Origin of the sequence: Tenggerimyces flavus (assembly GCF_016907715.1) — a bacterium.
GTDB lineage: Bacteria > Actinomycetota > Actinomycetes > Propionibacteriales > Actinopolymorphaceae > Tenggerimyces > Tenggerimyces flavus.
In genome coordinates this window covers 1,445,232-1,467,657 of sequence record NZ_JAFBCM010000001.1, presented here as the reverse complement: position 1 = coordinate 1,467,657, position 22,426 = coordinate 1,445,232, and the positions used below count along the sequence as shown (strand labels likewise).

The window sequence follows — 22,426 nt, the reverse complement described above, 5'->3', positions numbered from 1 at the left end:
GCTGCTTCGCCCGAGCCTCCCATCTCACCACGAACCGGGCGGGCTTCGCGCTACGAGACGCGCGGCGTCGTCATCCTTTGCGCAATCGAGAACGAGCGTCCTCGGCCCACGCGAGCAGGCGGCCCACGTGCGGGTCCTCTTCATCGGTCAGGACGGCTGCGTGGCCGCGGACGACCTCGCCGCCCGTTCCGTCGATGCTGACCAGCGTGCCGTCCTCGAGCGCGAGGCCGGTGGCGCCGACGACGGCGGGCTTGCCCATCGACCGCGCGACCACCGCGGCGTGGCTGGTCGGTCCGCCCTTCGCGGTCACGACACCGGCCGCGGCGGCGAGTCCGTGCAGATCCAATGGCGAGGTCTCCGGCCGGACCAGGATCACCGGACCGTCCGCGGCCATCCGCACCGCGGCATCCGCGGTCGTCGCGACCTTCCCGATCGCGACGCCCGGGCTGGCGCCGATCCCGCGGGCGAGGACGTCCGCCTTGTCTAGGTCGAGGCGCGGCGTACGGACGTGCGCCAGCTGCTTCGGCGAGACCCGCGCGACTGCCTCGCCCCGGTCGATCACACCCTCGTCGACGAGCTCGACCGCGACACGTACGGCCGCTCGGCCGACCAGGCCGCCGGACCGTACCTGCAGCAGCCACAGCCGGCCCGACTCGAACGTGAACTCCACCGAGCACGCGTCCCGGTAGTGCGCCTCGATCCGTCCGAGGGCGTCAAGCAGGGCTTGCCAGACCGCGGGCTCCCCGTCTTGGAGGTCACTCAGCGGAGCAGTGGTCGAACGGCCAGAGACCACGGCCTCGCCCTGCCGGCCGAACAGCACGTCTCCGTAAGGGATTCGCTCACCTGTGTTGGGATTCCGGCTGAACGCGACGCCGCTGCCGCTGTGCTCGTCGCGGTCGCCGTACACCATCGCCTGCACGACGACCGCCGTTCCGCTGTCGTGCGGGATGCCGTGCAGCGTGCGGTACGTCTGCGCGCGGGGCGTGTTCCAGGACGAGAACACCGTCTCGATCGCCCGCATGATCGGCTCGATATCCGTTGACACGTTGAGGATCGTGCTCATCATGCCGGGCATCGACACCGCCGCCCCGGATCGCACGGACACCGCTCCGGGAAGAGCGGTGATTGCCGACGCGACCTCGTCGACGAGACCGTCGGGCGGCCGGCCGTCCCGGAGGAACGCGCGACAAGCAGCCGTGCCGATGACGAACGCCGGCGGCACGGGCAGCCCGAGGCGCAGCAGGACGACGAGCCCGAACGCCTTACTGCCAAGGGCATTCGCGTCCTCGTCGAGTTCCGGAGACAGCTGGCGGATCCAGCTCATTCGAGTAGCCTGGGCACGTGCCGTACTCGACCAGCACCGACCTCCTGGTGCTCCACACGCTTCGCTGCGTCGGATTCGTCAGCCTGGCAAGGCTTTCCGAAGCGACCGGCCTCCCCGCGGACGACGTCGAGTCGGAGCTGATCGACCTCGCCGTCGCCGGGCAGGTCACGCACCTGCCGGGTGACTTCGGCGGCTGGGGTATCACGGACACCGGCAAGGCGGTCGATCTGGAACGCACTTCCGCCGAGCTCGACGCCGCGGGCGCTCGAACCGCGACGGCGAAGGCACTCGACGACTTCCTCGTGCTCAACCCGGAGCTGCTCGACCTGTGTGCGGCCTGGCAGCTGAGCGACCACGACGACTCGGCGTACGACGGCCGCGTGTTGGGCGCGTTCCTGGATCTGGACCAGCGGGTCGACCCGATCTGCGCGGCGTTGGCGGCAGCGCTGGAGCGCTTCGCGCGTTACCGAGCGCGGTTCGACAGCGCACTCGCGCGGGCGAAGGCGGGCGAGCTGGAGTTCCTCGCCGACAGCACGTCCTCGTACCATGCGATCTGGTTCCAGCTTCACGAGGATCTGCTCTCCACGTTGGGGATTCCGCGTACCTGAGCGACGCCGACAGCGTGCCCTGCACCGGGACCCTGCGCTCGGGCGACGACCCGGCCGCGGGCGACGCGGACGGCGACCTCGCTGTCGTCACCCGTCTCCTCGCTGTCGAGAACGAGGCGGAGCCGCGGCACCGGGTCGGGCCCGAAGACGCGACGCAGACAGACCAGCAGGTCGCCGATCCGCAGAGCGACCAACCGTCCCAGCTCGGCACGGTCGTTCGTCGCGAGGACGACCGTGACCAGTTCGCCGGATCCGGCTGCGCGGATTGCCTCCTCGGCCGCTCCGAGCCGGCTCGTGCCCAGCACGACCATGAGCCCGTCGTCGCCTTCCGAGGGTTCGTCGACAAGCTCGGCCGAGCGGACGAACGCCAGGTGTGGCGGGTCCCAGGTATCGCCGAGGTCGAGATCGGCGAGGTGCTCGCACGCGCGCGCCACGTCGAACGGGTCGCCGAAGCCCGGCGCGGTCTCGGCGAGCTGGCCGACCCCGTTCAGCAACGTGAGCACGAGCTCGGCGAGCCGCACCCGCCGCATCGGCTGCGCGTCGAGGGACTCCAGCGCCCGGCCGAGTAGCAGCGCCTCCAGTCTGGCGACCTGGCCGAGCACCACCCGGCCGCGTTCGTCGTCGACCACGCCGGCGAGCGAACGCAGCCGTAGCCGCCCGTCGGCGGGCGAGTGTCCGGTCAGCGGCAACCGTTCGAACCAGACCCGGGCGAACGCACCGAGCGCCTCCGCCACGCTGCCCAGCGGCTGGGCCGCGGCGGATGCGTCGTCGAGCGAGTCGACGAGCACTGCGAGATAGAGGGCGCGCTTGCTCGGGAAGTTCGAGTAGACCGCGCCCCGGGTCAGCTCGGCCCGCTCGGCGATCTGGTCCACCTTGGCATCGGCGTACCCGCGGGCGGCGAACTCCGCCCGCGCCGCCGCCAACACCGCCGCCCGCGTCCGGTCCTGCTGCTGCGCCCGGGTCAGGCGAGCCACGCCTCGCACCTTCCAGATGTTGTCATCATCTGAATGATAGCGGTTCCAATATGACGCCAGGTGTCGCGAAGGTCTGGGAGGGTCGGGGGATGACGACGAAGGCGCTGACCGGGCGCGACATCGCTGAAGCCGGCCTCACGGGGTGGGCGTTCATCCAGGACTACGGGCTGTTCCGGCTGGAGACGCGGATCCAGACCGGGAGCTACTCCGCGAGCCTCCAGCTCGTGGCGGCTCTCGGGGCAGCGGCGGAGGAGGTGGGTCATCAGGCTGACTTCGACGTGCGCGGGAGCCGGGTCGACGTACGGCTGACCAGCGGCTACGAGGCACACGGCGTGACCGAACGGGACGTCACGCTCGCCCGGCGGATCACCTCGCTCGCCGCGGCTGCGGGGGTCGAGCTCTCCTGCGAGGGGCTCTCGCGGCTCGAGCTGGCGCTGGACGTTCCGGACACCGCGAAGACCGCGCCGTTCTGGGCGGCTGTGCTGGGCCGGGAGATCACGAGCGGCGACGGCTGGGCCGACGTGGGCGACACGGGTCAGGTGCTGCCGATGATCTGGTTCCAGAAGTCGGGGAGCGAGGAGCCCCGGCAGCGCTGGCATCTCGACCTCTGGCTCAACCCCGACCAGGTCCAGCCCCGCATCGACGCGGCGCTGGCCGCCGGCGGGACGTTGGTCAAGGGCACGACGGTGGCCGACCCGGACGGGAACATGATCTGCCTCTGCTCGGCGAAACCGGACGACGGCGTGATCTAGTTGACTCTCGGGCTACCCGAGACTCCAGGCTGGTGGCATGTCCGGCGACGAACTCCTCAGCATCGGGCGCTTCGCCCGCCTCGCGCTGGTGTCGGTGCACACGCTCCGGCACTACGACGAAGTCGGGCTGCTCGCGCCCGCGGAGGTGGATCCCGTCTCCGGCTACCGCCGCTATCGAAGGGCGCAGATCCGCGACGCGCGCCTGATCCAGGCGCTCCGGGGCGTCGACCTGCCGATCGAGGACGTCCGGCGCATTCTCGAAGCCGGTACGGACGACGGCATCCGGCGGACGCTGGCTACGCATCGCGCCAAGCTCGAACGGCAGCGCCGGCACGTCGACGCGCGGATCGCCCAACTCGACCAGTTCCTGGAGGACGGAATCCCCATGCCCACAGTGCAATCCGGCTGCCGACCCGTTCAGATCAGCATCGGTGTCGATGACCTCGACGCCTCGATCGCCTTCTACCAAAGGGCGTTCGACTTCCCGTACAAGGTCATCCGCCGGACCGAGCAGCGGGACCACTTCGGTTTCTCGTTCGGCGAGTACGGCAGCGACGATTTCTTTCTGTTCCTGCTGCTCGGCCCCGACCGCTGCGGCCGGCCACCGGGGCCATGGACGATCGGGCTCGAGGTCGACGACGTCGAGGCGTACCACGCGAAGGCCGTCGCCGAGGGTGCCGCGGAGACCGTTCCGCCGAACGACGGCCGCTCCGCCGTACGGGACCCGAGCGGCAACTGGATCGACCTCGCCGAGGGCAAGTCCGCACCGCGGCCGGCCGCGATCAAGCTCGCCGTTTCCGACGAAGCTGAGGCCAAGGCCTTCTACACCAGGGCCTTCGGCGAGATCAGCAGCGCGGACTTCACCGTCCAGGTGCTCGGGGACGAGGACAGGTTCGACCGCCCCGGCCCGTCCGGCTTCTCCCTCCTCGTCGAGGACGTCGACGCGATCCACGCCCGCGCTCTTGCCGAAGGCGCCACCGAGGTCGTAGCCCCACGCGAGGCCCAGGGCATGCCGCGCCACTCCTCCGTCAAGGACCCGAGCGGCAACACCATCGGCCTCGCCCAGGGCTAGGCGCCCGCCACCCACCTCACTGCGCCCCGCGGGGTGGCGGCTGTCCACAGCAAGGTCCGACTTCACCCACCGAAACGGGGTTCTCCAACGTGGCAACAGCTCGCGGGACCCCGGCCCGGTGGGTGAAGTCGCGTGGGAGCTAGGCGGGCACCCGGTGCTGACGCTGAACACGCGGAACGGCGGCACGTCCCTGCTCGGCGAGCGGGACGCCACCGCCCATCTCGAGCGCGTCACCAAGGTCGGCGTCTATCGCTGGGTCTACGCCACCGTGGCCCGCGACTTCAGCGCCCTCGCCACCCTCTACGGCTCGCACGATCTGGTCGGCAGGCGCGCCTAGAATCCGGCGCGTGGATCGTCATGCACATGCCGGTCGACGGCGTCACCGGGGAGTAGCGGGCGCCCAGTAGAGCCACGGCCCCGTACACGGCGTGAAGCCCCGAGCGCCGTAGAACCGCGATGCGGCCGCGTCGACCGCCGACACGAAGACCACCTCCACGCCAGCCGCAGCGAGCCAGGACAAGCACTGCTCCACCAGCGAGGTCCCGACCCCGGAGCCCCGAGCCGAGGAAGCCACGACCAGCTCCTCCACCATCCCGTAGGAGCTCGACCCGTAGTCGACCAGCGTCGCCACCACGACGCCGACCAGGCGGGAGCCGTCCTCGGCGACGAACGTCCGGGCCTCCTGCCGTACGGTAGGCAACGTCGTCTCGTCCGCACCGCCCGGATGCAGCTCGGACAACACCCGGACCAGCTCAGCTCGGTCCGAGGCGACAGCTTCGCGAATCGTTCCCACACAGCGGATTCTCAGTGAACTCCCAGGAATCCGCACCTGCATTCCGCCGCTGCGGTAAGCACACGAACCACCTAGGGTTGGACCACATGGGCAGAGTACGAAGGCGGGACGAACGCGGCGTTGTGACTCAGCTGTTCATGTTCCTCGTGGTCAGCGGCGTCGCCGGCGTTCTCGTCGCGGGCCTCGTCATCCCGCTCGCCGGGATGACCGGCATGTCCACCCAGGCGGCGATCGACAACTTCGAGAAGCTCCCGAGCACGCTCAAGGAGCCGCCGCTGCCCGAGCGCAGCACGATGTACGACAGCAAGGGCAACGTGCTCGCCACGTTCTACGACGAGAACCGCATCAACGTCAGCCTCGACAAGATCTCCAAGCCGATGCAGCAGGCGATCGTCGCGGTCGAGGACGCCCGGTTCTACGAGCACGGCCCGCTCGACCTGCGCGGCACCATGCGCGCCCTGATCCGCAACCAGCAGGGCAGCGGCATGCAGCAGGGTGGCTCGTCGATCACGCAGCAGTACGTCAAACTCGTGCTCTTCGAGTCCGCCAGCACCCCCGCCGAGCAGAAGGCGGCGATCGACGAGACGTACGAACGCAAGCTGCAGGAGCTCCGCTTCGCGGTCGGCCTGGAGGAGAAATACTCCAAGGACCAGATCCTCGAGAAGTACCTCAACATCGTCTTCTTCGGCGCGAACATCTACGGCGTCGAGGCCGCGGCGAAGCACTTCTTCAACACGACGGCCGACAAGCTCACCGTTCCGCAGGCCGCGATGCTCGCCGGCATGGTCCGCAACCCGAACGGCTTCAGCGTCGAGAAGGACCCGCTGGAGGTCGTCGCCCGCCGCAACTTCGTGCTGTCCCGCATGGTCGACCAGAAGTCGATCACCGTGGCCGACTACGAGCGCCTGAGCAAGCAGGGCCTCGGCCTCGACATCAGCGAGACGAAGACCGGCTGCTTCAGCTCCAAGTACCCGTTCTTCTGCGAGTACGCCGTCGAGACGCTGCTGGACGACCCGGCGCTCGGCGCGACGCGGGAGCTCCGCCGGCGGTACCTCTACGAAGGCCGCCTCGAGATCCGCACCACGCTCGACCCGAAGGCGCAGGACGCGGCGCAGAAGTCGATCCGCAAGAAGATCCGCCCGACCGACCCGGTCTTCTCCGCGGTCTCGATGGTGGAGCCGGGGACCGGGCACATCAAGGCGATGGCCCAGTCGAAGGGGTACGGCAGGGGCGACGGCAACACGTTCGTCAACTACAACGTCGGCCAGAACGACGGCGGCGGCATCGGTGTGCAGCCGGGTTCGACGTTCAAGCCGTTCGTGCTCGCGGCCGCGATCAAGCAGGGCATCCCGCTCAGCCACCAGGTGTCGTCGCCGAACTCGATGGTGCTGCCCGCGCGCGAGCCGATCTCGAGGTGCGATGGCAGCCGTCCATGGCGCGACGACGACCCGTGGCGGATCGGGAACTCGTCCAACCCCGGTGCCAGCAGCATCGACCTGATCCGCGCGACGACGCGTTCGGTCAACACCGCGTTCGTCAACCTCGAGCGCGAGACCGGGCTGTGCGACCCGTGGCGCATCGCGACCGAGGCGGGCATCAAGCGGGGCGACGGCAAGCCGCTGGAGCAGGTCGGCTCGTTCGTCCTCGGCGTGAACGAGGTGACGCCGCTGTCGATGGCCGAGGCGTACGCCACGTTCGCCGCCCGTGGTGTGCACTGCCGCGCGATCGCGGTGACGTCGGTGCTCGACCGCAAGGGCAAGGCCGTTCCGGTCAAGGCCGCGGGCTGCAAGCGGGTGCTCGAGGAGCACGTCGCCGACGCTGTCAACTACACCTTGCGTCAGGTCGTCGACGGCAACGACCCCAGCCGGTCCGGCAAGGACATGGCGATGGAGGGGCGTCAGGTCGCGGGCAAGACGGGTACGAACAACGACCGCAAGGCGGTCTCGTTCGCCGGCTACACAACCGACCTCGCGACGTACGCGGTCGTGCAGGACGCGCACTCGCCGCTGCGCGGCCTGCGTGGCCAGCGGGTCGGCGGGAAGCGGCTGGCCGACGCGGAGGTGTGGGGCGGCAAGCTGTCCGGACCGATCTGGCTCGGCGCGATGGAGGGAGCCCTCGACGGCAAGTCGAGCCCGGACTTCGAGGACCCCGAGGACGTCGTCGTCGAGGGCGAGCAGTCCGATGTGCCGTGGGTGTTGGGATACAGCGAACGTACGGCGACGCGGATGCTGCGCGAGGCCGGCTTCGAGGTGACCGTCGGCGAGCCGGTGTCCTCCTCGCGGGAGGAAGGCACGGTCGCGGCGCAGTCGCCGAGTGGCGGGTCGGAGTACGGGACGGGGAGCACCGTCGAGATCCGGCTGTCCCGCGGCGACGGCAACGGCGATGGCGACGGGGATGGGAACGGCGACGGGGACGGCGACGGGAACGGGGACAGCGGCGGCGATGGCGACGGCGACGGCGACGGGGACGGCAACGGGAACGGTGGCGGCGACTAAGAGGGGATGAGCACCTTCTCACCGGTTGCTCATTCTTGTCTCACCGGACGCGGCTGGACTCTCACTCGAACCAATCGAGAGAGGAGTCCAGCCGAGATGAAGACGCGAACCCTGATAGCCGGCCTGACCGCGGGAGCCGCCGCGCTGGTGGGTGTGGTCCTCGTACCGTCGATGGCGCACGCCGAGGAGCGCGTGTGCCGCAACGCCACGCTGGGTGCGATCACCGTCGACAACCTGCGTGTACCGGCGGGTGCGTGGTGCACGCTCAACAAGACCAAGCTGATCGGCACGGCGAAGATCGAGCGTGCCGCGGCCCTGTCGGCGAACAGCGCGCGCATCAACGGGAACGTCCAGGCGGAGAACGCGCGACAGGTCAACCTGCGTAGCACGTTCGTCGGCGGCAGCGTCCAGATCAAGCAGGGCGGCGGCGCGGCCGTGACGGACAGCCGGATCACTGCCGACATCCAGTACGACTCCAACCGCACAGCCCTGTCCGCGTTGAGGAACAGGGTCGGCGGCAGCATCCAGGTCATGTCCAACCGCGGCGGCGTGACGATCACGTCGAACCGTGTCAACGGCAACTTGCAGTGCAAGTCCAACAACCCCGCGCCGAGAGGCAGCGGCAACATCGTGCAGGGCAACAAGGAAGACCAGTGCAAGCGACTCTGACCTAGAGCACCAACGTCGATCCGGCCGGCGGTCCCCCTTCTCCTGGGGCCGCCGGCCACTTGTCTTTGGGACCCAAGCGAAACCACACCCAGGTGAGAGAACTCTCATCTGGCGTTCATGGTCCTCTCTTCCGGACGTACCAGACTCCTCGCCATGATCAGGACGAAGATCATCGGAGTGGTCGCCGGAGTACTCGGCGTAGTCGGCGTGGGTGGGCTGATCGCGGGATCGGCGCTGGATCGGGCCGTCGGGGAGCCCGACCTCGGTGGACGGGTGGAGCTGGATGCCCCCGTCGTTCCCGCCGACGCCAAGCCGGCTCAGCCGGCCCAGCCGGCAGAGGCCGCCAAGCCGTCCCCCGTAGCGCCGGTGCCGCGAGCCGCGGCCAACGACGATGACGACGGTGGCGATGACGACGCGGACGACGGCGCCAAGGGTACGCAGAACCAGAAGCCCGCCAGGTCCAGCGCGGGCGATGACGACGATGACGACGACCAGCCGGCCAAGAAGAAGCAGCCGCGCCCGCAGAACCAAGACGATGACGACGATGACCAGGACGACGACGGAGCAGGCGACGACGACGGAGACGATGACGGGGACGACGGGGACGACGACTAGCCACCCCTGGATCCGCACCGCGGCCGAGACGCTGCGCTCGGCCAGGCTGCGGATCCTCGGCTGGGTCCTCCTCCTCACCGCGCTCGGCATGACGTTCGCCGGCGCTGCCGTCTACGTGGTCGAACGGGCCCGCATCGAGACCCGCGTCGACCAGTCCCTCGCCCAGGAGGTCGACGAGTTCCGCAAGCTCGCCGCACAGCGCAACTCGGAGACCGGCCAGCCGCTCGGCCCGCGGGAGCTCCTGTCCCTCGCCCTGCAACGCAACATCCCCGACCGCCACGAGGCGATGTTCAGCTTCCTCGACGGCAGCGCCGCCTACTTCGCGCCGAGCGAGCAGGCCGAGGCCATCAGCACCGACGAGGAGTTCCACCGCGCGGTCAGGGCGATCCTCGCCGACGGAAGGCCGGGCTTCGACCACGCCGACACCCAGGCCGGGACCGTACGCATAGCCGTTCTCCCCGTACGCCAAGGCGACCAGACCCACGGCTGGGTCGTCGCCCACCAGATCGACCGGGCGCTCGCGGAGTTCGACGACGTCATCGGCACGTACACGGTCGTCGCCGCCACCGGCCTCGTCCTCGTCGGCGCCGTCGGCTGGATCGTCGCCGGACGGCTGCTCAGACCAGCAAGACTGGTACGCCAAACCGCCCAGCAGATCAGCGAGAACGACCTCACCAAGCGGATCCAGGTCAGCGGCGACGACGACCTCTCCGAGCTGGCGCGAACGTTCAACGCCATGCTCGACCGCCTCGAAGCCGCGTTCCGCACCCAACGGCAGTTCCTCGACGACGCGAGCCACGAGCTCAGAACGCCGATCACGATCGTCCGCGGCCACCTCGAGCTCCTCGACCACGACAACCCGAGGGACATCGACGACACCAAGGCGCTCGTGCTCGACGAGCTGGACCGGATGAGCCGCCTCGTCGAGGACCTCATCACACTCGCCAAGGCCGAACGTCCCGACTTCCTCCGAATCGCCCCGGTCAATCTTGGCGCGCTCCTCGACGACATCCTCGACAAGGCCCGCAGCCTCGGCGACCGGCACTGGCGCGTCGACGCCAGCTCGCACGCGATCGTCCAGGCCGACGCGCACCGGCTCACCCAGGCGCTGCTCCAACTCGCCGACAACGCGGTCAAGCACACGACACCGCACGACGTCGTCGCGTTCGGCACGCACGTCGACGGGTTCGCCGGCACCGTACGGTTCTGGGTCCGCGACACCGGCCCGGGCATCACGCCGGCCAACGCACAGAGGATCTTCGAACGCTTCCAACGAGCCGAAGCGAGCTACGACGGCTCCGGCCTCGGCCTCGCGATCGTCTCCGCGATCGCCGAGGCGTTCGGCGGCCGCGTCGAGCTCAACAGCCGCCCCGGCGCCGGCGCGATCTTCACCCTCGTCATCCCACACGTCCGGGTGTACGAGGCGAACGACGACCGCACCGAAGTCCTGCCGATCTACGGAGCGGTCAACCGATAACCCATTCCGCGGACGGTCGCAATACGCTCCGAGCCGATTTTCCGGCGCAGATAACGTACGTACACATCGACGATGTTCGAGCCCGGATCGAAGTCGTAACCCCAGACCCGCGACAACAATTGCTCCCGCGACAACACCTGGTCCGGATTGCGCAGGAACGTCTCGGCAAGCAGGAACTCCCGCGCCGTCAGCTCCACCGTCTTGCCCTCGATCGACGCGCGCCGCGTCCGCAGGTCCAGCGACAGATCGCCGTGCCGCAGCACGGTGATCTCGGCGGATCGCTCGTCCCGCAAGCGCAACCGGATCCGCGCCAGCAGTTCCTCGAAGCGGAACGGCTTGCTCATGTAGTCGTCCGCGCCGCCCTCGAGCCCCGCGACCGTGTCCGTCACCGTGTCGCGCGCGGTCAGAATGATGACCGGGATCAGATTGCGCGACTCGCGCAGCCGCCGAAGGACAGAAAAGCCGTCCAGATCCGGCAGTCCGAGATCGAGAACGAGCAGGTCGTACTCACCGGTGGTCGCGAAGTCGTACGCGGTCGAGCCGCTTGTCACGGCGGTGCTGGTAAATCCGTTGGCGCGAAGCCCTTTCTCGATAAAGGCGGAGATGCGGGCTTCGTCCTCGGCTATCAGGATCCGGCTCAAGACGGCGACCATTTCGTTGTCAGGTTCATCGGTACCAGCGTCAGCCGTCCAGCCGGAATCCTCAACGACAGCGAGATGAGAATCCTCTCATGAAAGGCCGGGGACGCTAGGCCGTCAGGGAGAGAAGAAGACCTAGCGTCCCCGCTGGGCCGGCGGACGGTTGGGTGGGGGGTCGAACCGGCCGACCTGCCAGCATGTCCACCAGACTGCCCAGCGCAGATGAAAGCGCGATGAGACCACCCTGAGGACTTCCTCATGCGGGTCCGGTGCGCTGGAACACGACGTCGGGCTCGCCGATGGCAGGCGGAACGACCGTCGCGTACGGGATACGCAGCAGGAACGTCGCGCCGCGCCCCACCCGCGACTCCACCCACGCGCTCCCGCCGTGCGCCTCGGCGATCGCGCGGACGATCGCCAGCCCGAGGCCCGACCCGCCCGTACGCTGCGAGCCCTCCGTCCGCTGGAACCGTTCGAAGATCCGCTCGGCGTGCTCCGGGGCGACACCCGGACCGAAGTCGCGGACCCAGAGCCGCACCCACGAGCCGTCCGCCGACGAGCCGATCAGCACCTCGTCGTCCGGCCCAGAGAACTTCACCGCGTTCTCCGCCAGCTGAACCAACGCCTGCGTGAGCCGGTGCCGGTCCGCGATCACGGCTGCGGACGTCCGCGCCTCGATCCGCCAACGCCGGTTGCCGAGCGCCCGCGCCTTGTCCACCACGTCGTCGGTGAGTCGCCCGATGTCGACGAGGTCGATCTGCAGGAAGTCAGGACGTTCGGCCTTGGCCAGAACGATCAGGTCCTCGACCAGCCGGCTCATCCGGTCGAGCTCGTCGAGCAGCAACGCGCGCGTCTCGGCCGCGTCGGCCGGGTCGGACACGTCGAGCAGCTCCAGATGGCCACGGACGATGGTGATCGGCGTACGCAGCTCGTGGCCGGCGTCGTCGAGGAACTCCCGCTGCGTCGCGAACGCCGTCTCCAACCGGTCCAGCATCGCGTTGAACGTCCGCGCGAGTTCGGCCACGTCGTCCTTGCCGGTCTCCGCCATCCGCAACGACAGGTCGGTCTCGGAGATCTGTTGAGCGGTACGGCGTACCTCACGGATCGGCCGCAGCAGCCGTCCCGCCGACAGCCAGGTCACCAGCCCCACGACCACCAGCACCCCCACCGCGGCGATCGAGTAGATCCGGATCACCTCGATCAGCTCGGCATGCTCGGACTCGGCGAAGTAGGCGACCACGAACGTGCCTCGCTCCGCGCCCTGCACCACCGGCATCGTCGCGAACCGCACCATCCCGCGCGCCGACTCGTACTGCCCGTACGCCGGCTCGTCGGACCGCGTCACGAGGTCCTGGAACGCCGGGTCGAAGTGCAACGGGAGATCGCCGTCCAGCGGGTGGAACGGTTCCTTCCCCGGCATGAACCCCGCGAGCGTCTGGTGCTCGTCCGGGACGTTGCGCCGCATCGCCACATAGAGGAGCCGCTCGATGCTCGCGAAGCTCTCCCCCGTCCCGGGGTCGATCCCGGACTCCTCGAACTCCGCGAACTCCCGGATCTCCTGCTGCAGCGACGCGTTGATCCGTTGGTCGATCCGCTGATCCTCCAGCACGTACGCCACCCCGGCTGCCCCGGACATCCCCAGCGACATCAGCAGAATGACCCAGGCGAGGATCCGCGCCCGGACCGAGTGCACGAGATCGGACACGGAGCGGCCGAGGCCCCGGAGGGCCCCGGCTCGTTCCGTCGGCTCGACCATCATCTGTCCAGGCTGGCAGATTCTGCCGACTCCCGGGGGTTTTCGGCCCGCGTCAGCCGTAGCTGACGACCAGCCGCGGCGGGTTGTCGGTTCCCTTCTCCCTACTGTGGAAGCCCTGATCCAGGCCACCACCGTTCTCCGCGGCGTCCTTGACGAGGAAGCCGTTGTTGGCGCCGCCGTACATCGCCAGGACGAGCGCGTCCACGTCCCACTCGACATACCGAGCCGAGGTGGCCGACGGAGCCGTCGCCGGCGTGCCGGCCATCGCGGGTTGGTTGTTCCACCGCACCGCGCTCTCCGTCCACGCCGCCCCGAGCCCGTGGGCCTGGAGCGTCCGCCCCGACTTGTACGACGAGGCGTACAGGCGCAGCTTCGCGTCCGTCACCTGGCAGTTCGCCGGGATCGTCGGGAGGTTGAACCGGACCAGAGCCCGTGCGTTCGCTCCCGACTTGGTGTCCACCTTGAGCACCGAGTCGGTGCCGTAGTTCTGGCTGGCGGAGTCCTGCAGGATCCAGCTGTCGGCGGCCGCGCCCACCGTGACCGTCCCCGGCGTGCAGGTCGTCGGCGGCGGCGTGACGGTCCAGGTGTGGACCGTCGGCGAGGCGTCCGGGTTGCCCGCGGCGTCGACCGCGTGCACCGCGAACGTGTGCCCGCCGACCGCGAGCCCGGTGAGGTTGCGCGGAGACCCGCAGGTCGCCGCCGCGGCCCCGTCGAGCGCGCACCGGAACGTCGATCCGGGCTCGTTCGCCGAGAACGTGAACGTCGCCGTCGTACTCGCCGTGCTCGCCGGCGGCGCCGATCCCATCGTGGTGGCAGGTGGCGTCGTGTCCGGCGGCACCTCGACCGTCCAGCTGTGCTCGGCCGGCGACTGGTCGACCAGCCCGACCGCGTTCGTCGCCCGGACCGCGAACTCGTGCGGCCCGACCGCGAGCCCGGTGTACTCCCGCGGCGACGTGCAAGGCGTGAACGCCGCGCCGTCGAGCGAGCACCGGAACGTCGCGCCCGCCTGGTCGGAGGAGAACGTGAACGCCGCGGTCGTGCTGGTCGTCGTCGCCGACGGAGCCGTCAGGATCGTCGACTCCGGCGCCGGCACCACGGTCCAGGTACGGACCGCGGGCGACGACTCGACGTTGCCGGACAGGTCCAGTGCCCGGACCCGGAGCTCGTGCGCCCCCGGCTCCATCCCCTGCACCTGGTGCGGCGACTCGCACTCTTCGTACGCCGCGCCGTCGACCGAGCACTCGAAGGTCGCGAACGGGTCGTCGGCAGTGAACGTGAACGTCACGTCGATCAGACCGGTCGTCGCCGGCGGACCGGTGGCGATGGTGGTCTGCGGCTGCACCGTGTCGCCGGTGTACGTCCAGCCGTACCGGACGTGCGACGCGTCCACGTTGTCCTCCGCGTCCACGGCCCGCACGTCGAACGTGTGCGGTCCGTTGGTGAGCGGCTCGGGGACCTCCGGGTTCGGGTACGTCCACGGGCTGGTGCACTCGGCGAAGTCCGCCTCGTTGTCGCTGTCGAGCCTGCACTCGAACAGCAGCCCGTCCGGCGACGTCACGTTGTCCGTACCGGTGAACGTGAACGTCGCGTCACCGCTCGGGTTCGCCGGCTGCGTCAACAGCACCGTGACCGGCGGGGTCGCGTCGAGCGACGGCTCGATCTCCCATTCCCACAAGCCCATCTCGTCCTCGCCCGACGGGATCTCGTCGAGGTCGGTCGCCTGGATCCGCAGCACGTGCGAACCCACGGCGAGGTCGGAGAACGTCGCCGGCGACGTGCACTCCGCGAACGGCCCGAGGTCGAGCGAGCAGGCGAAGCCTGTCACGGGCTCGTTCGCCTCGAACGTGAACGACGCCGTCGTGCTCGTCGTCGGGTCCTCCGGACCGGCCGTGATCGTCACGACCGGCGGACCCACGCGAGTCCACGGATGCACCGCGGGACTCGGGTCCCGGTTGCCCTCGTCGTCGACCGCCCGCACGCGCAGCTCGTGCGCGCCGAACGTGACCTCCTCGAACTCCAGCGGCGAGACGCAGGTGGTGTACGCCGCGCCGTCGAGCGAGCACTCGAACGTCGCGTCCGGCTCGTTGCTGGTGAAGAGGAACACGGCCTCCTCGAGCGGGGACTGGGCCGGCGGCCCAGACGTGATGGTGGTGTCCGGCGGCACACCCGGCGCGGGCAGCTCGATCACCCAGGTGTACGGATCGGGTGTCGGGTCCACCTTCTCGGCAAGGTCGACGGCGCGCACCTCGAACTTGTGCGGCCCGGGGGACAGGTTCGAGTACAGCTGCGGGTTCTCGCAGTCCTCGAAGTCGGCCTCGTCGTTGCTGTCGAGTCGGCACTGGAACTCCAGCTCGAACAGCGGGGTGTTGTCGTCGGTGCCGGTGAACGTGAAGCTCGCCGAGCGGCTCGCGCTGGGGTTCGCCGGCATCTCCAGGATCTCGGTGTCCGGAGGGTTGACCTCCGGCGGGATCGGCGGGCCGCCGTTGCACTCCACGTTGAAGCACTGCAGCAGCTCGGTGTTGCCGACCGCGCGGTTGCCGCCACCGTCGATGTTGTTGATCTCGGCGTAGATTCCCCAACCGTCGTTGTTGTTCGCGGTGTTCGCCGTGATGCGGTGGCCTGCCTTGTTGACCGCGATGCCGTCGCTGGTGTTGTCGTTGGCGATGTTCCGCTCGATGACGTTGCCGGGATCGGTCGACTCCGGCAGCACCTCGGCCTCGACCGCGATGCCCTCGGACTCGTTGGCGCTGGTGAGGTTGGACAGGATCACGTTGCCCAGCGACAGCGAGCCGATCGCGATGCCGGTGTCGGCGTTCTCACTGGCGTCGTTGGACTCCAGCCGGTTGCGGTTCGACTCGAGGAGCTCGATGCCACCGCCGTTGAAGCGCAGGTCATTGCCTCGTACGACGGTGTCGTGCGCGCGTTCGAGCACGACACCGGGCTTGTCGAACGAGTTGGCGACGTTCGCCACGATCTGCGTCTCGTTCGAGTCGATGACGTCGATGCCGGCCTCGCCCTCGCTGACGGTGTTGCCCTCGACGAGGTTGCCGTGCGAGGCCGCCTGGATCAGCACAGCGCTCTTCGCGCTCGCACCGATCGTGTTGCCCACCAGGGAGTTGTTGCCCGAGGCGAGGTCGAGCATGATGCCGCTCTCGCTCGACGCGGTGATCGAGTTCTCCTCGAACCGGTTGCCGGTCGAGCCGACCACCCGCACGCCCTCGCGAGCGCTGCCCGCGACGGTGTTGCGCTGGACGAGCGCGCCCTGCGTGCCGTTCTCCAGGACGATGCCGGCCGCGTTGCCGGCGAACGAGTTGTCCCTTACCTGGTTGCCGTTCGTCCCGTCGTCGGCGTTGTTGAGGTACGCACCGGCCTCCTGGTGGAGGCGCAGCGTCAGGTCCGCCACGATGCCGAGCGCGGTGTTCGCACCGAGGTGGACGCCGTAGTCGAACTCCTGCACGGTCCCATTCCGGATCGTCACCGCGTCGAACCCGTCGTTGCGGATGCCGACGCCCTGTCCGACCCCGTCGATCACGGAACCGTCCAGGTCGAGCGTGATCCCGTTCGCGCCGATCACCAGACCGTCGTTCTGGCAGTCGGTCAGGTCGTTCGTCACCCGTGTGCTCTGGGTGAGGACCTGTCCGCAGGTGACGGTCGTGGGCACCGGGGCCGCCGCGACGGTCCAGGTGTACTCGGCGGGAGACAGATCGACGTTGCCTGCGCCATCGGTGGCGCGCACCCTGACAGTGTGGGCGCCGACGGACAGCCCGCTCAGCTGGTGCGGGGAGGAACAGCTGGCGTACGCGCCCGTGTCGAGGGCGCAGGCGAACGTCGACCCGGCTTCGGTGGAGGTGAAGGTGAACGTCGCCGTGGTCGCGACCGTACTCGCGTCGGGACCGGAGACGATCGTGGTGTCCGGTGGCGTCGTGTCCGCGGGCGGCGGCACGATCGTCCAGGTGTAGCTCGCCGGCGTCGGGTCGACGTTGTCGGCGAGGTCGATGGCGCGCACCTGGAACGTGTGCTCGCCCACCGTCAGCCCGGGGTACGTCTTCGGGCTCAGGCACGCCGCGAACGGCGCGGCGTCGATACGGCATTCGTACCGGAGGTTCGGCCCCGGCGTCTGGTTGTCGCTGCCGCGGAACCCGAAGACCGCCTCGGTGCTCGACGTCGAGGCGTCGGGCCGCTGGAAGATCGTCGTGTTCGGCGGGGTGTCGTCCGGTCCCGGCGGTGCGGGCACGACTGTCCAGGTGTACGTGGCCGGCGACGGGTCGAAGTTGTCCGACGGGTCGACCGCTCGTACCTCGAACGTGTGCTCACCGGCCGGCAGGAACCGGTACGTCAGCGGGTTGGCACACTCCAGCCAGTTCTCACCCGGGTAGGGCTCGGTCGGGTCTGGATCGGGGTCCGGCGGGTCCGGTGGCGCGTCGAGACGGCACTCGAACCGCAGCGCCCCGGCCGGCGCGACGTTGTCGGTGCCGGTGAAGTCGAACACCGCGGTGCCGAGGCTGCTGCTCGGGTTGGTCGGGTTCTGCGTGATGGTGGTGTTCGGCGCCTCGAGGTCCGGCAGGACCGGAGGAACGGGGATGCCGTCACCGCAGACGACGCCGGCGCACTGGTCCGGCTCGCCGTTGCCGTTGGCGACGTTGCCGCCGCCGTCGACGACCGGCTCGGCGGCGTTGATGCCCCACGCCGCGTTGTTGTGCGCGATGTTGCTGGTCACCGTGTGGCCTGCCGCGGCGGCGATGCCGTCGCTCAGGCTGCTGTTGGCGAGGTTGCCCTGGATGACGTTCCCGTCGAGCGGGTTGCCGTCCTGGTCCAGCGCCTCGTTCAGCACCGCGATGCCGTCGCCATCGGCGGCGATCACGGTGTTGCCCAGAATGCGGTTGCGCAGCGACTCGCCGCTGACCGAGATGCCGGTGCCGGAGCTCCGACTGGCGTCGTTGTCCTCGATCAGGTTGCGCGAACCGCCCTCGAGCTCGATGCCGCTCGGGTTGAAGCGGACGTCGTTCTCGCGGATCACACTGTCGTTCGCGCCGTTCATGCCGATGCCGCTGTCGGACGCGAGGTGCGCGGAGATGCCGATCACCTGGTTGGCGTCGGAGTCCTCGATCACGACGCCCGCGTCGCCCGTACGGGTGTACGTGTCGCCGCGGACCTCGTTGCCGTGCGCGCCGTCGGTGATCATCACGCCGGCGTCGCCGGTGTCGGAGACGGCGTTGTCGGTAAGGACGTTCTCGGACGACGCCTCGATGCGGATGCCGCCGTCGCTGTCGAGCAGCGGGTCGGTCGTGACGCCACTGATCCGGTTGTTGTCCAGGGTGTTTCCGCTGCCGGACCAGACGTGGATGCCGCTGGCGAAGTTGCCCCGCAGCTGGTTGTCGGCGATCACGCTGTTCTCGGTGTCGTTGAGCAGCGAGATGCCGATCTCGTTGTCCTCCAGGACGTTCTCTCTTACCTGGTTGCCGTTCCGGCCGTCGTCGGCGTCGGACAGCTCGATGCCAGCTGTCGCGTTGCCGCGGACGGTCAGGTCCTGGACGGTGCCGTACCGGGAGCCGGCCGTCAGCTGGACGCCGTACCCGAACTCCTGCACGGTGCCGTTGACGATGACCACGCCGGTGTGGCCGACGTTGCGGACGCCGGCGGGCAGGCCCTCCTCGGGCAGCTCGATCGGCGAGCCGGGCTGGCCTTCGAAGTAGCCAGGTCCGTCGATCGTCTTGCCGTTCAGGTCGAGCTTGACGTTCGGCGCGCCGATCACCAGGCCGTCCAACGGGCAGTCCGTGAGGTTGTTGAGCACGAGCGTGCTCTGGGTCAGGATCTGCCCACAGGTGACCGTCGTCGGGACGGGGTCGGCCGGCGGGGGCGGTGGCGGCGTTCCGGGTCCGTCGAAGCGGAGCACGAGCTGCGGGTACGTCGGCGGGGTGCCGGGGTCCTGCTCGGCCTCGCTGCTCGCGAAGACCTGCTCGGCGCCGGGCTCGCCTTCCTCTTGGGTGTCCTTGACGAGGAAGCCGTGGTTCGGTCCGCCGGCGAGCATCGCGGTGAGGTGCGCGGTGAGGTTCCAGCTGCGCGTGCCGGGGCCGGACGTCGCGAGGGCTTCGGTTCCCGTGGCCGCGGGCTGGCTGTTCCAGGTGACCGTGGCCTCGTCCCAGTCCGCGACGATGGGCGCCGCGGACAACGTACGTCCTGCTTCGCCACCGTCGGCGTGCAGTCGGAGGCTGGCGCTCTCGAGCTCGCAGCCTGCCGGGAGGGTGGTGGGCAAGGTGAACTTGACGAGGCTGCGCGCGTCGGAGCCCGTCGCCTCGGAACGTACGGTGAGCTCGGGCTCGGCGCCGACGTTCTCCTCCGGGTTGACCTCGTCGACGTACGCGTCCTGACTGGCGGCGAGGGTGACGTTCGCCTCGTCGCAGTTCGCCGGCGACGCGACGGTCCACTCGAAGCGCGCGGGTGTCGGGTCGATGTTGTCGTTCTCGTCCGTAGCCCGGACCTCGACGGTGTGCTCGCCCGGGGTCAGGTTGGAGAACGTCGTCGGGCTGTAACACTCCAACCAGGCTTCGGGATCCGTGCTGTCGATCCGGCACTCGAACTCGAGCAGGATCAGCGGCGTGAGGTCGTCGGTCGCGGTGAAGCCGAACGTCGCGGTGCGCCCGTTGCTCGGGTTCGGCGGGGTGAGGGTGAAGCTCGTCTGCGGCGGCGTGACGTCGAGTCCGCCGATGAAGTTGTGCACTGCCGGGGACTGGTCCACATTCCCAGCGCGGTCGATCGCGCGCACCTCGAGGCGGTTGTTGCCCTCTTCGATGTCCATGGGCTCGTACGGGTTCGGGCAGCCGAGGAACATCTCGTCGGGGTCCGGAGGCTCGGTCGGGTCGGGCGGGTCAGGTGGGTCGGTCGGGTCGTTGTTGAGGATGCGGCACTCGTACAGCAGGTCCGCGGGCTCGGTCACGTTGTCGGTGCCGTTGAAGCGGAACGTCGCGGTCTCGCCGGTGGTGGCCGGCGGGTCGACGAGGCTCGTGTTCGGCGGCGTGGTGTCCGGTGCGGCGAACGGGCCTTCGTGTTCGTACGCCCCGATGTCGCAGGTTGCGCCCTGGGGCCGCTCGACGCCGCGCTGGTCGGTCATCGGGCAGGGGGCGAGGCCGCCGTCGAGGGCGTAGCTGTCCTCGCGGATCGCCTGCGCCATGGTGCTTCCGCCGTTGTCGGCCACGGCGTCGATGCGCGGATCGCCCGCGTGCTGGCGGTCTCTGGGACCGCGGAAGAAGCAGGTGTCCGCGGAGTCGAGGTTGCCGCCGACCGAGCCGACCGCGAAGTTGCAGTCGGCGCCGAGCCTGTTGCCGGCGACGATCGTGTTGCGGAACAGCACTGACGTGCTGGGCTCGATCGGGAAGTTGATCGAGGTGATCTCGCCGCCGACGCCGCTCGCCGTGGGAGAGGTGTTGTGGGAGATCGTGGAGTTGACGACGTCCACGGTGGAGTCGGAGTCGATGTAGAGCCCGCCGCCCCGTACCTGGGCGAAGTTGGCGGAGATGGTGACGTTCTCGTACGTCGCCTCGGCGTCGCCAAGCCCGTACACGCCGCCGCCGAGACCGCTGTCGTCGCTGACGCCGAGTCTGGCCTGGTTGTTCCAGAACGTGGAGCGGATGACGCGCAGCTCGCCGTCGGCGAGGTTGGCCATGCCGCCGCCGTTCTCGGCGGTGTTACCGTGCACGCTGGTGTCGACGAGGTTGAACGCGCCACTGCCCTCGTTGGCGATGCCGCCGCCGTCGAGGGTCGCTCGGTTGCCTTCGAACGTGAGTCGCTCGAGGGTCGTTCTATCGCCTGTGTTGGCGAAACCGCCGCCTTCGGCGCTGGTCGTGTTGGCGGTGAACTTGCTGTCCTTGACCGTCACGGAGCCGTTGTTGCCGGTGTGGAGACCGCCTCCGCCGGCGATGGACTCGTTGCCGTCGAACGCGGCGTTGGCGATCGTCACCGCGCCGTCGCCTCCCGCGGACATGCCACCGCCGCCTCCGTCGCCGGAGACCGGGTCGCCGGCCTCGTTGGCCTTGAACGTGGTGCCGGTGACTGAGACGGGGCGCTCGGTGCTGGTGTAGAGGCCGCCGCCTTCGCCGCCTGCGTGGTTGCTCTCGAACTTGCCGCGGGTCACGGTGACGGCGGTCTTGGAGATGGCCGCGACGCCGCCGCCGTCCTCGACGGCGGTGTTGTTGACGACGGTGGAGTCGGTGAGCGTGAGCTCGCCCTCGTGGTCGACGTACGCTCCGCCGCCTGCCGCTAGGGAGCTGTTCTCGGCGAGCGTCGTGTGGGTGAGCTTGACGACAGCCGGAATGCCTTCTGGGCTTGGCTCTCCGGAGTTGAAGATGCCGCCACCTGATCCGGCGCTGTTACCTTGGATGGTGCTGGGGGTGGCTGAGGTGCCGGTGACGTTGACTGTGCCGAACGCGACGTACAGGCCGCCGCCCTCGCCGGCCTCGGTCGTGTTGTCGACGAGGTCGACGCCGACCAGGTCGAGGCGCCCGGTGCCCTGGCTGGAGATGCCGGCGCCGAACGTACCTGCCTGGCTGTTCCGGACGGCGACGTTCTCGAACCTGACGGTGCCCTCGGAGGTCGTGTGGACGCCGCCGCCCTGCTCGGCGTCGTTGCCCTCGCGCATGGTGAGGTTGGTGACGGTGACATTGCCGGCGGTCAGGTGGATCTCGAGGACCCTGTCAAGGCCGACTTGCCCCGGGCCGCCGTCGATGATCGTGGCTTCCTTGCCGGCGCCCTGGATCGTCAGGGGCCTGGTGATGTCGAGGTCGCCGCTCGCGATGAGGTTGTCGCCTTGCGGGGCGATGCTGAGCGTGTACGTACCCGCGGGGACGACAACGGTGTCGGCCGCCGTACTCGCGTTGGCTTCCTGGATCGCCGCGCGCAACGTGCAGGTGCCCGCGGCGGTGGCGCAGCTCCCGTTCCCGACGCTCGCGTCCGGGGCGTCGGTGGGGCTGGTGACGGTGTAGACGGCGCTCGCCAGCGCCGGTGCCGGTGGTGTCGCGAGGGCGGCGAGAAGCGCTATGCCTGAGGCGACGGCGATGAATCTGAGACGACGGTGTGCTGCTCTCACGACGGACCCCCCAAGGGTCGTCAAGGGTCCATCGCGGCATGAGTCGACTCGTCGTCGCCGATGCTTTTGCGCGGCGTCGTTCTCTTGGTCGCGCCGCGAGGAATCCCCACCCAGTAAGACGATTGCTTCTTGTCTCCCCCGAGACAATTCGCAGCATAGGAAGATGAGGAGAAG

The 22,426-nt window shown here is 69.3% G+C and carries 14 protein-coding genes; 8 read left to right on the top strand and 6 right to left on the bottom strand.

All coding sequences use genetic code 11. The annotated features are described in order from the left end of the window. Positions 1-70: 70 nt before the first annotated feature. Positions 71-1,324, bottom strand: coding sequence for a PEP/pyruvate-binding domain-containing protein (locus JOD67_RS06820; RefSeq protein WP_205116319.1), 1,254 nt, complete (start codon positions 1,322-1,324; stop codon positions 71-73). A 17-nt stretch (positions 1,325-1,341) separates the two neighbouring features. Between JOD67_RS06820 and JOD67_RS06815 the strand changes: the two genes are divergently transcribed. Beyond that, on the top strand, positions 1,342-1,932 hold the full coding sequence (locus tag JOD67_RS06815; RefSeq protein WP_205116318.1) for a hypothetical protein: 591 nt from the start codon (positions 1,342-1,344) through the stop codon (positions 1,930-1,932). Here the strand turns inward: JOD67_RS06815 and JOD67_RS06810 are convergent. Further along, the gene (locus JOD67_RS06810; protein WP_205116316.1) at positions 1,890-2,906 is read right to left on the bottom strand and encodes a TetR/AcrR family transcriptional regulator; all 1,017 of its coding nucleotides are present in this window, start codon (positions 2,904-2,906) and stop codon (positions 1,890-1,892) included. The two genes, JOD67_RS06815 and JOD67_RS06810, sit on opposite strands and share 43 nt — an antisense overlap. A gap of 89 nt (positions 2,907-2,995) precedes the next feature. Between JOD67_RS06810 and JOD67_RS06805 the strand changes: the two genes are divergently transcribed. The 3 genes from JOD67_RS06805 to JOD67_RS06795 all read left to right on the top strand — a co-directional run bounded on the left by JOD67_RS06805 (position 2,996) and on the right by JOD67_RS06795 (position 5,067). Next, the gene (locus JOD67_RS06805) at positions 2,996-3,658 is read left to right on the top strand and encodes a 4a-hydroxytetrahydrobiopterin dehydratase (protein WP_205116314.1); all 663 of its coding nucleotides are present in this window, start codon (positions 2,996-2,998) and stop codon (positions 3,656-3,658) included. 37 nt (positions 3,659-3,695) lie between these two features. Then, the gene (locus JOD67_RS06800) at positions 3,696-4,730 is read left to right on the top strand and encodes a VOC family protein (protein WP_205116312.1); all 1,035 of its coding nucleotides are present in this window, start codon (positions 3,696-3,698) and stop codon (positions 4,728-4,730) included. A 154-nt stretch (positions 4,731-4,884) separates the two neighbouring features. Beyond that, complete coding sequence (locus tag JOD67_RS06795; protein ID WP_205116309.1) at positions 4,885-5,067, top strand: hypothetical protein; 183 nt, start codon at positions 4,885-4,887, stop codon at positions 5,065-5,067. A gap of 42 nt (positions 5,068-5,109) precedes the next feature. Here the strand turns inward: JOD67_RS06795 and JOD67_RS06790 are convergent, their stop codons facing one another. Next, positions 5,110-5,523, bottom strand: a complete 414-nt coding sequence (locus JOD67_RS06790) for a GNAT family N-acetyltransferase (RefSeq protein ID WP_205116307.1) — start codon at positions 5,521-5,523, stop codon at positions 5,110-5,112. 86 nt (positions 5,524-5,609) lie between these two features. Between JOD67_RS06790 and JOD67_RS06785 the strand changes: the two genes are divergently transcribed. From JOD67_RS06785 to JOD67_RS06770, 4 genes are all read left to right on the top strand, one after another. Continuing rightward, positions 5,610-8,018, top strand: a complete 2,409-nt coding sequence (locus JOD67_RS06785) for a transglycosylase domain-containing protein (protein WP_205116305.1) — start codon at positions 5,610-5,612, stop codon at positions 8,016-8,018. Between the two features lie 96 nt (positions 8,019-8,114). Next, entirely contained in the window at positions 8,115-8,687 is a 573-nt protein-coding gene (locus JOD67_RS06780) for a hypothetical protein (RefSeq protein WP_205116304.1), read from the top strand. 153 nt (positions 8,688-8,840) lie between these two features. After that, positions 8,841-9,302 (top strand): hypothetical protein, encoded by a 462-nt coding sequence (locus tag JOD67_RS06775; RefSeq protein ID WP_205116303.1) that lies wholly within the window; start codon positions 8,841-8,843, stop codon positions 9,300-9,302. Continuing rightward, positions 9,232-10,779: a sensor histidine kinase gene (locus JOD67_RS06770; RefSeq protein ID WP_205116302.1), complete on the top strand. Its 1,548-nt coding sequence runs from the start codon at positions 9,232-9,234 to the stop codon at positions 10,777-10,779. The genes JOD67_RS06775 and JOD67_RS06770 overlap by 71 nt, the downstream gene beginning before the upstream one ends. Here the strand turns inward: JOD67_RS06770 and JOD67_RS06765 are convergent. From JOD67_RS06765 to JOD67_RS06755, 3 genes are all read right to left on the bottom strand, one after another. Beyond that, entirely contained in the window at positions 10,758-11,420 is a 663-nt protein-coding gene (locus JOD67_RS06765) for a response regulator transcription factor (protein WP_205116301.1), read from the bottom strand. The two genes, JOD67_RS06770 and JOD67_RS06765, sit on opposite strands and share 22 nt — an antisense overlap. A 253-nt stretch (positions 11,421-11,673) precedes the next feature. Then, positions 11,674-13,176, bottom strand: coding sequence for a sensor histidine kinase (locus JOD67_RS06760; RefSeq protein WP_205116300.1), 1,503 nt, complete (start codon positions 13,174-13,176; stop codon positions 11,674-11,676). 49 nt (positions 13,177-13,225) lie between these two features. Further along, on the bottom strand, positions 13,226-22,252 hold the full coding sequence (locus JOD67_RS06755) for a right-handed parallel beta-helix repeat-containing protein (protein WP_205116298.1): 9,027 nt from the start codon (positions 22,250-22,252) through the stop codon (positions 13,226-13,228). Between the last annotated feature and the right edge of the window lie 174 nt (positions 22,253-22,426).

What these genes read in the sequence shown, in the direction of transcription:
- JOD67_RS06820 (WP_205116319.1), bottom strand. Translation starts at nt 1,324, where the DNA reads ATGAGCTGGATCCGCCAGCTGTCTCCGGAACTCGACGAGGACGCGAAT.
- JOD67_RS06805 (WP_205116314.1), top strand. Translation starts at nt 2,996, where the DNA reads ATGACGACGAAGGCGCTGACCGGGCGCGACATCGCTGAAGCCGGCCTC.
- JOD67_RS06800 (WP_205116312.1), top strand. Translation starts at nt 3,696, where the DNA reads ATGTCCGGCGACGAACTCCTCAGCATCGGGCGCTTCGCCCGCCTCGCG.
- JOD67_RS06785 (WP_205116305.1), top strand. Translation starts at nt 5,610, where the DNA reads ATGGGCAGAGTACGAAGGCGGGACGAACGCGGCGTTGTGACTCAGCTG.
- JOD67_RS06780 (WP_205116304.1), top strand. Translation starts at nt 8,115, where the DNA reads ATGAAGACGCGAACCCTGATAGCCGGCCTGACCGCGGGAGCCGCCGCG.
- JOD67_RS06775 (WP_205116303.1), top strand. Translation starts at nt 8,841, where the DNA reads ATGATCAGGACGAAGATCATCGGAGTGGTCGCCGGAGTACTCGGCGTA.
- JOD67_RS06770 (WP_205116302.1), top strand. Translation starts at nt 9,232, where the DNA reads ATGACCAGGACGACGACGGAGCAGGCGACGACGACGGAGACGATGACG.
- JOD67_RS06760 (WP_205116300.1), bottom strand. Translation starts at nt 13,176, where the DNA reads ATGATGGTCGAGCCGACGGAACGAGCCGGGGCCCTCCGGGGCCTCGGC.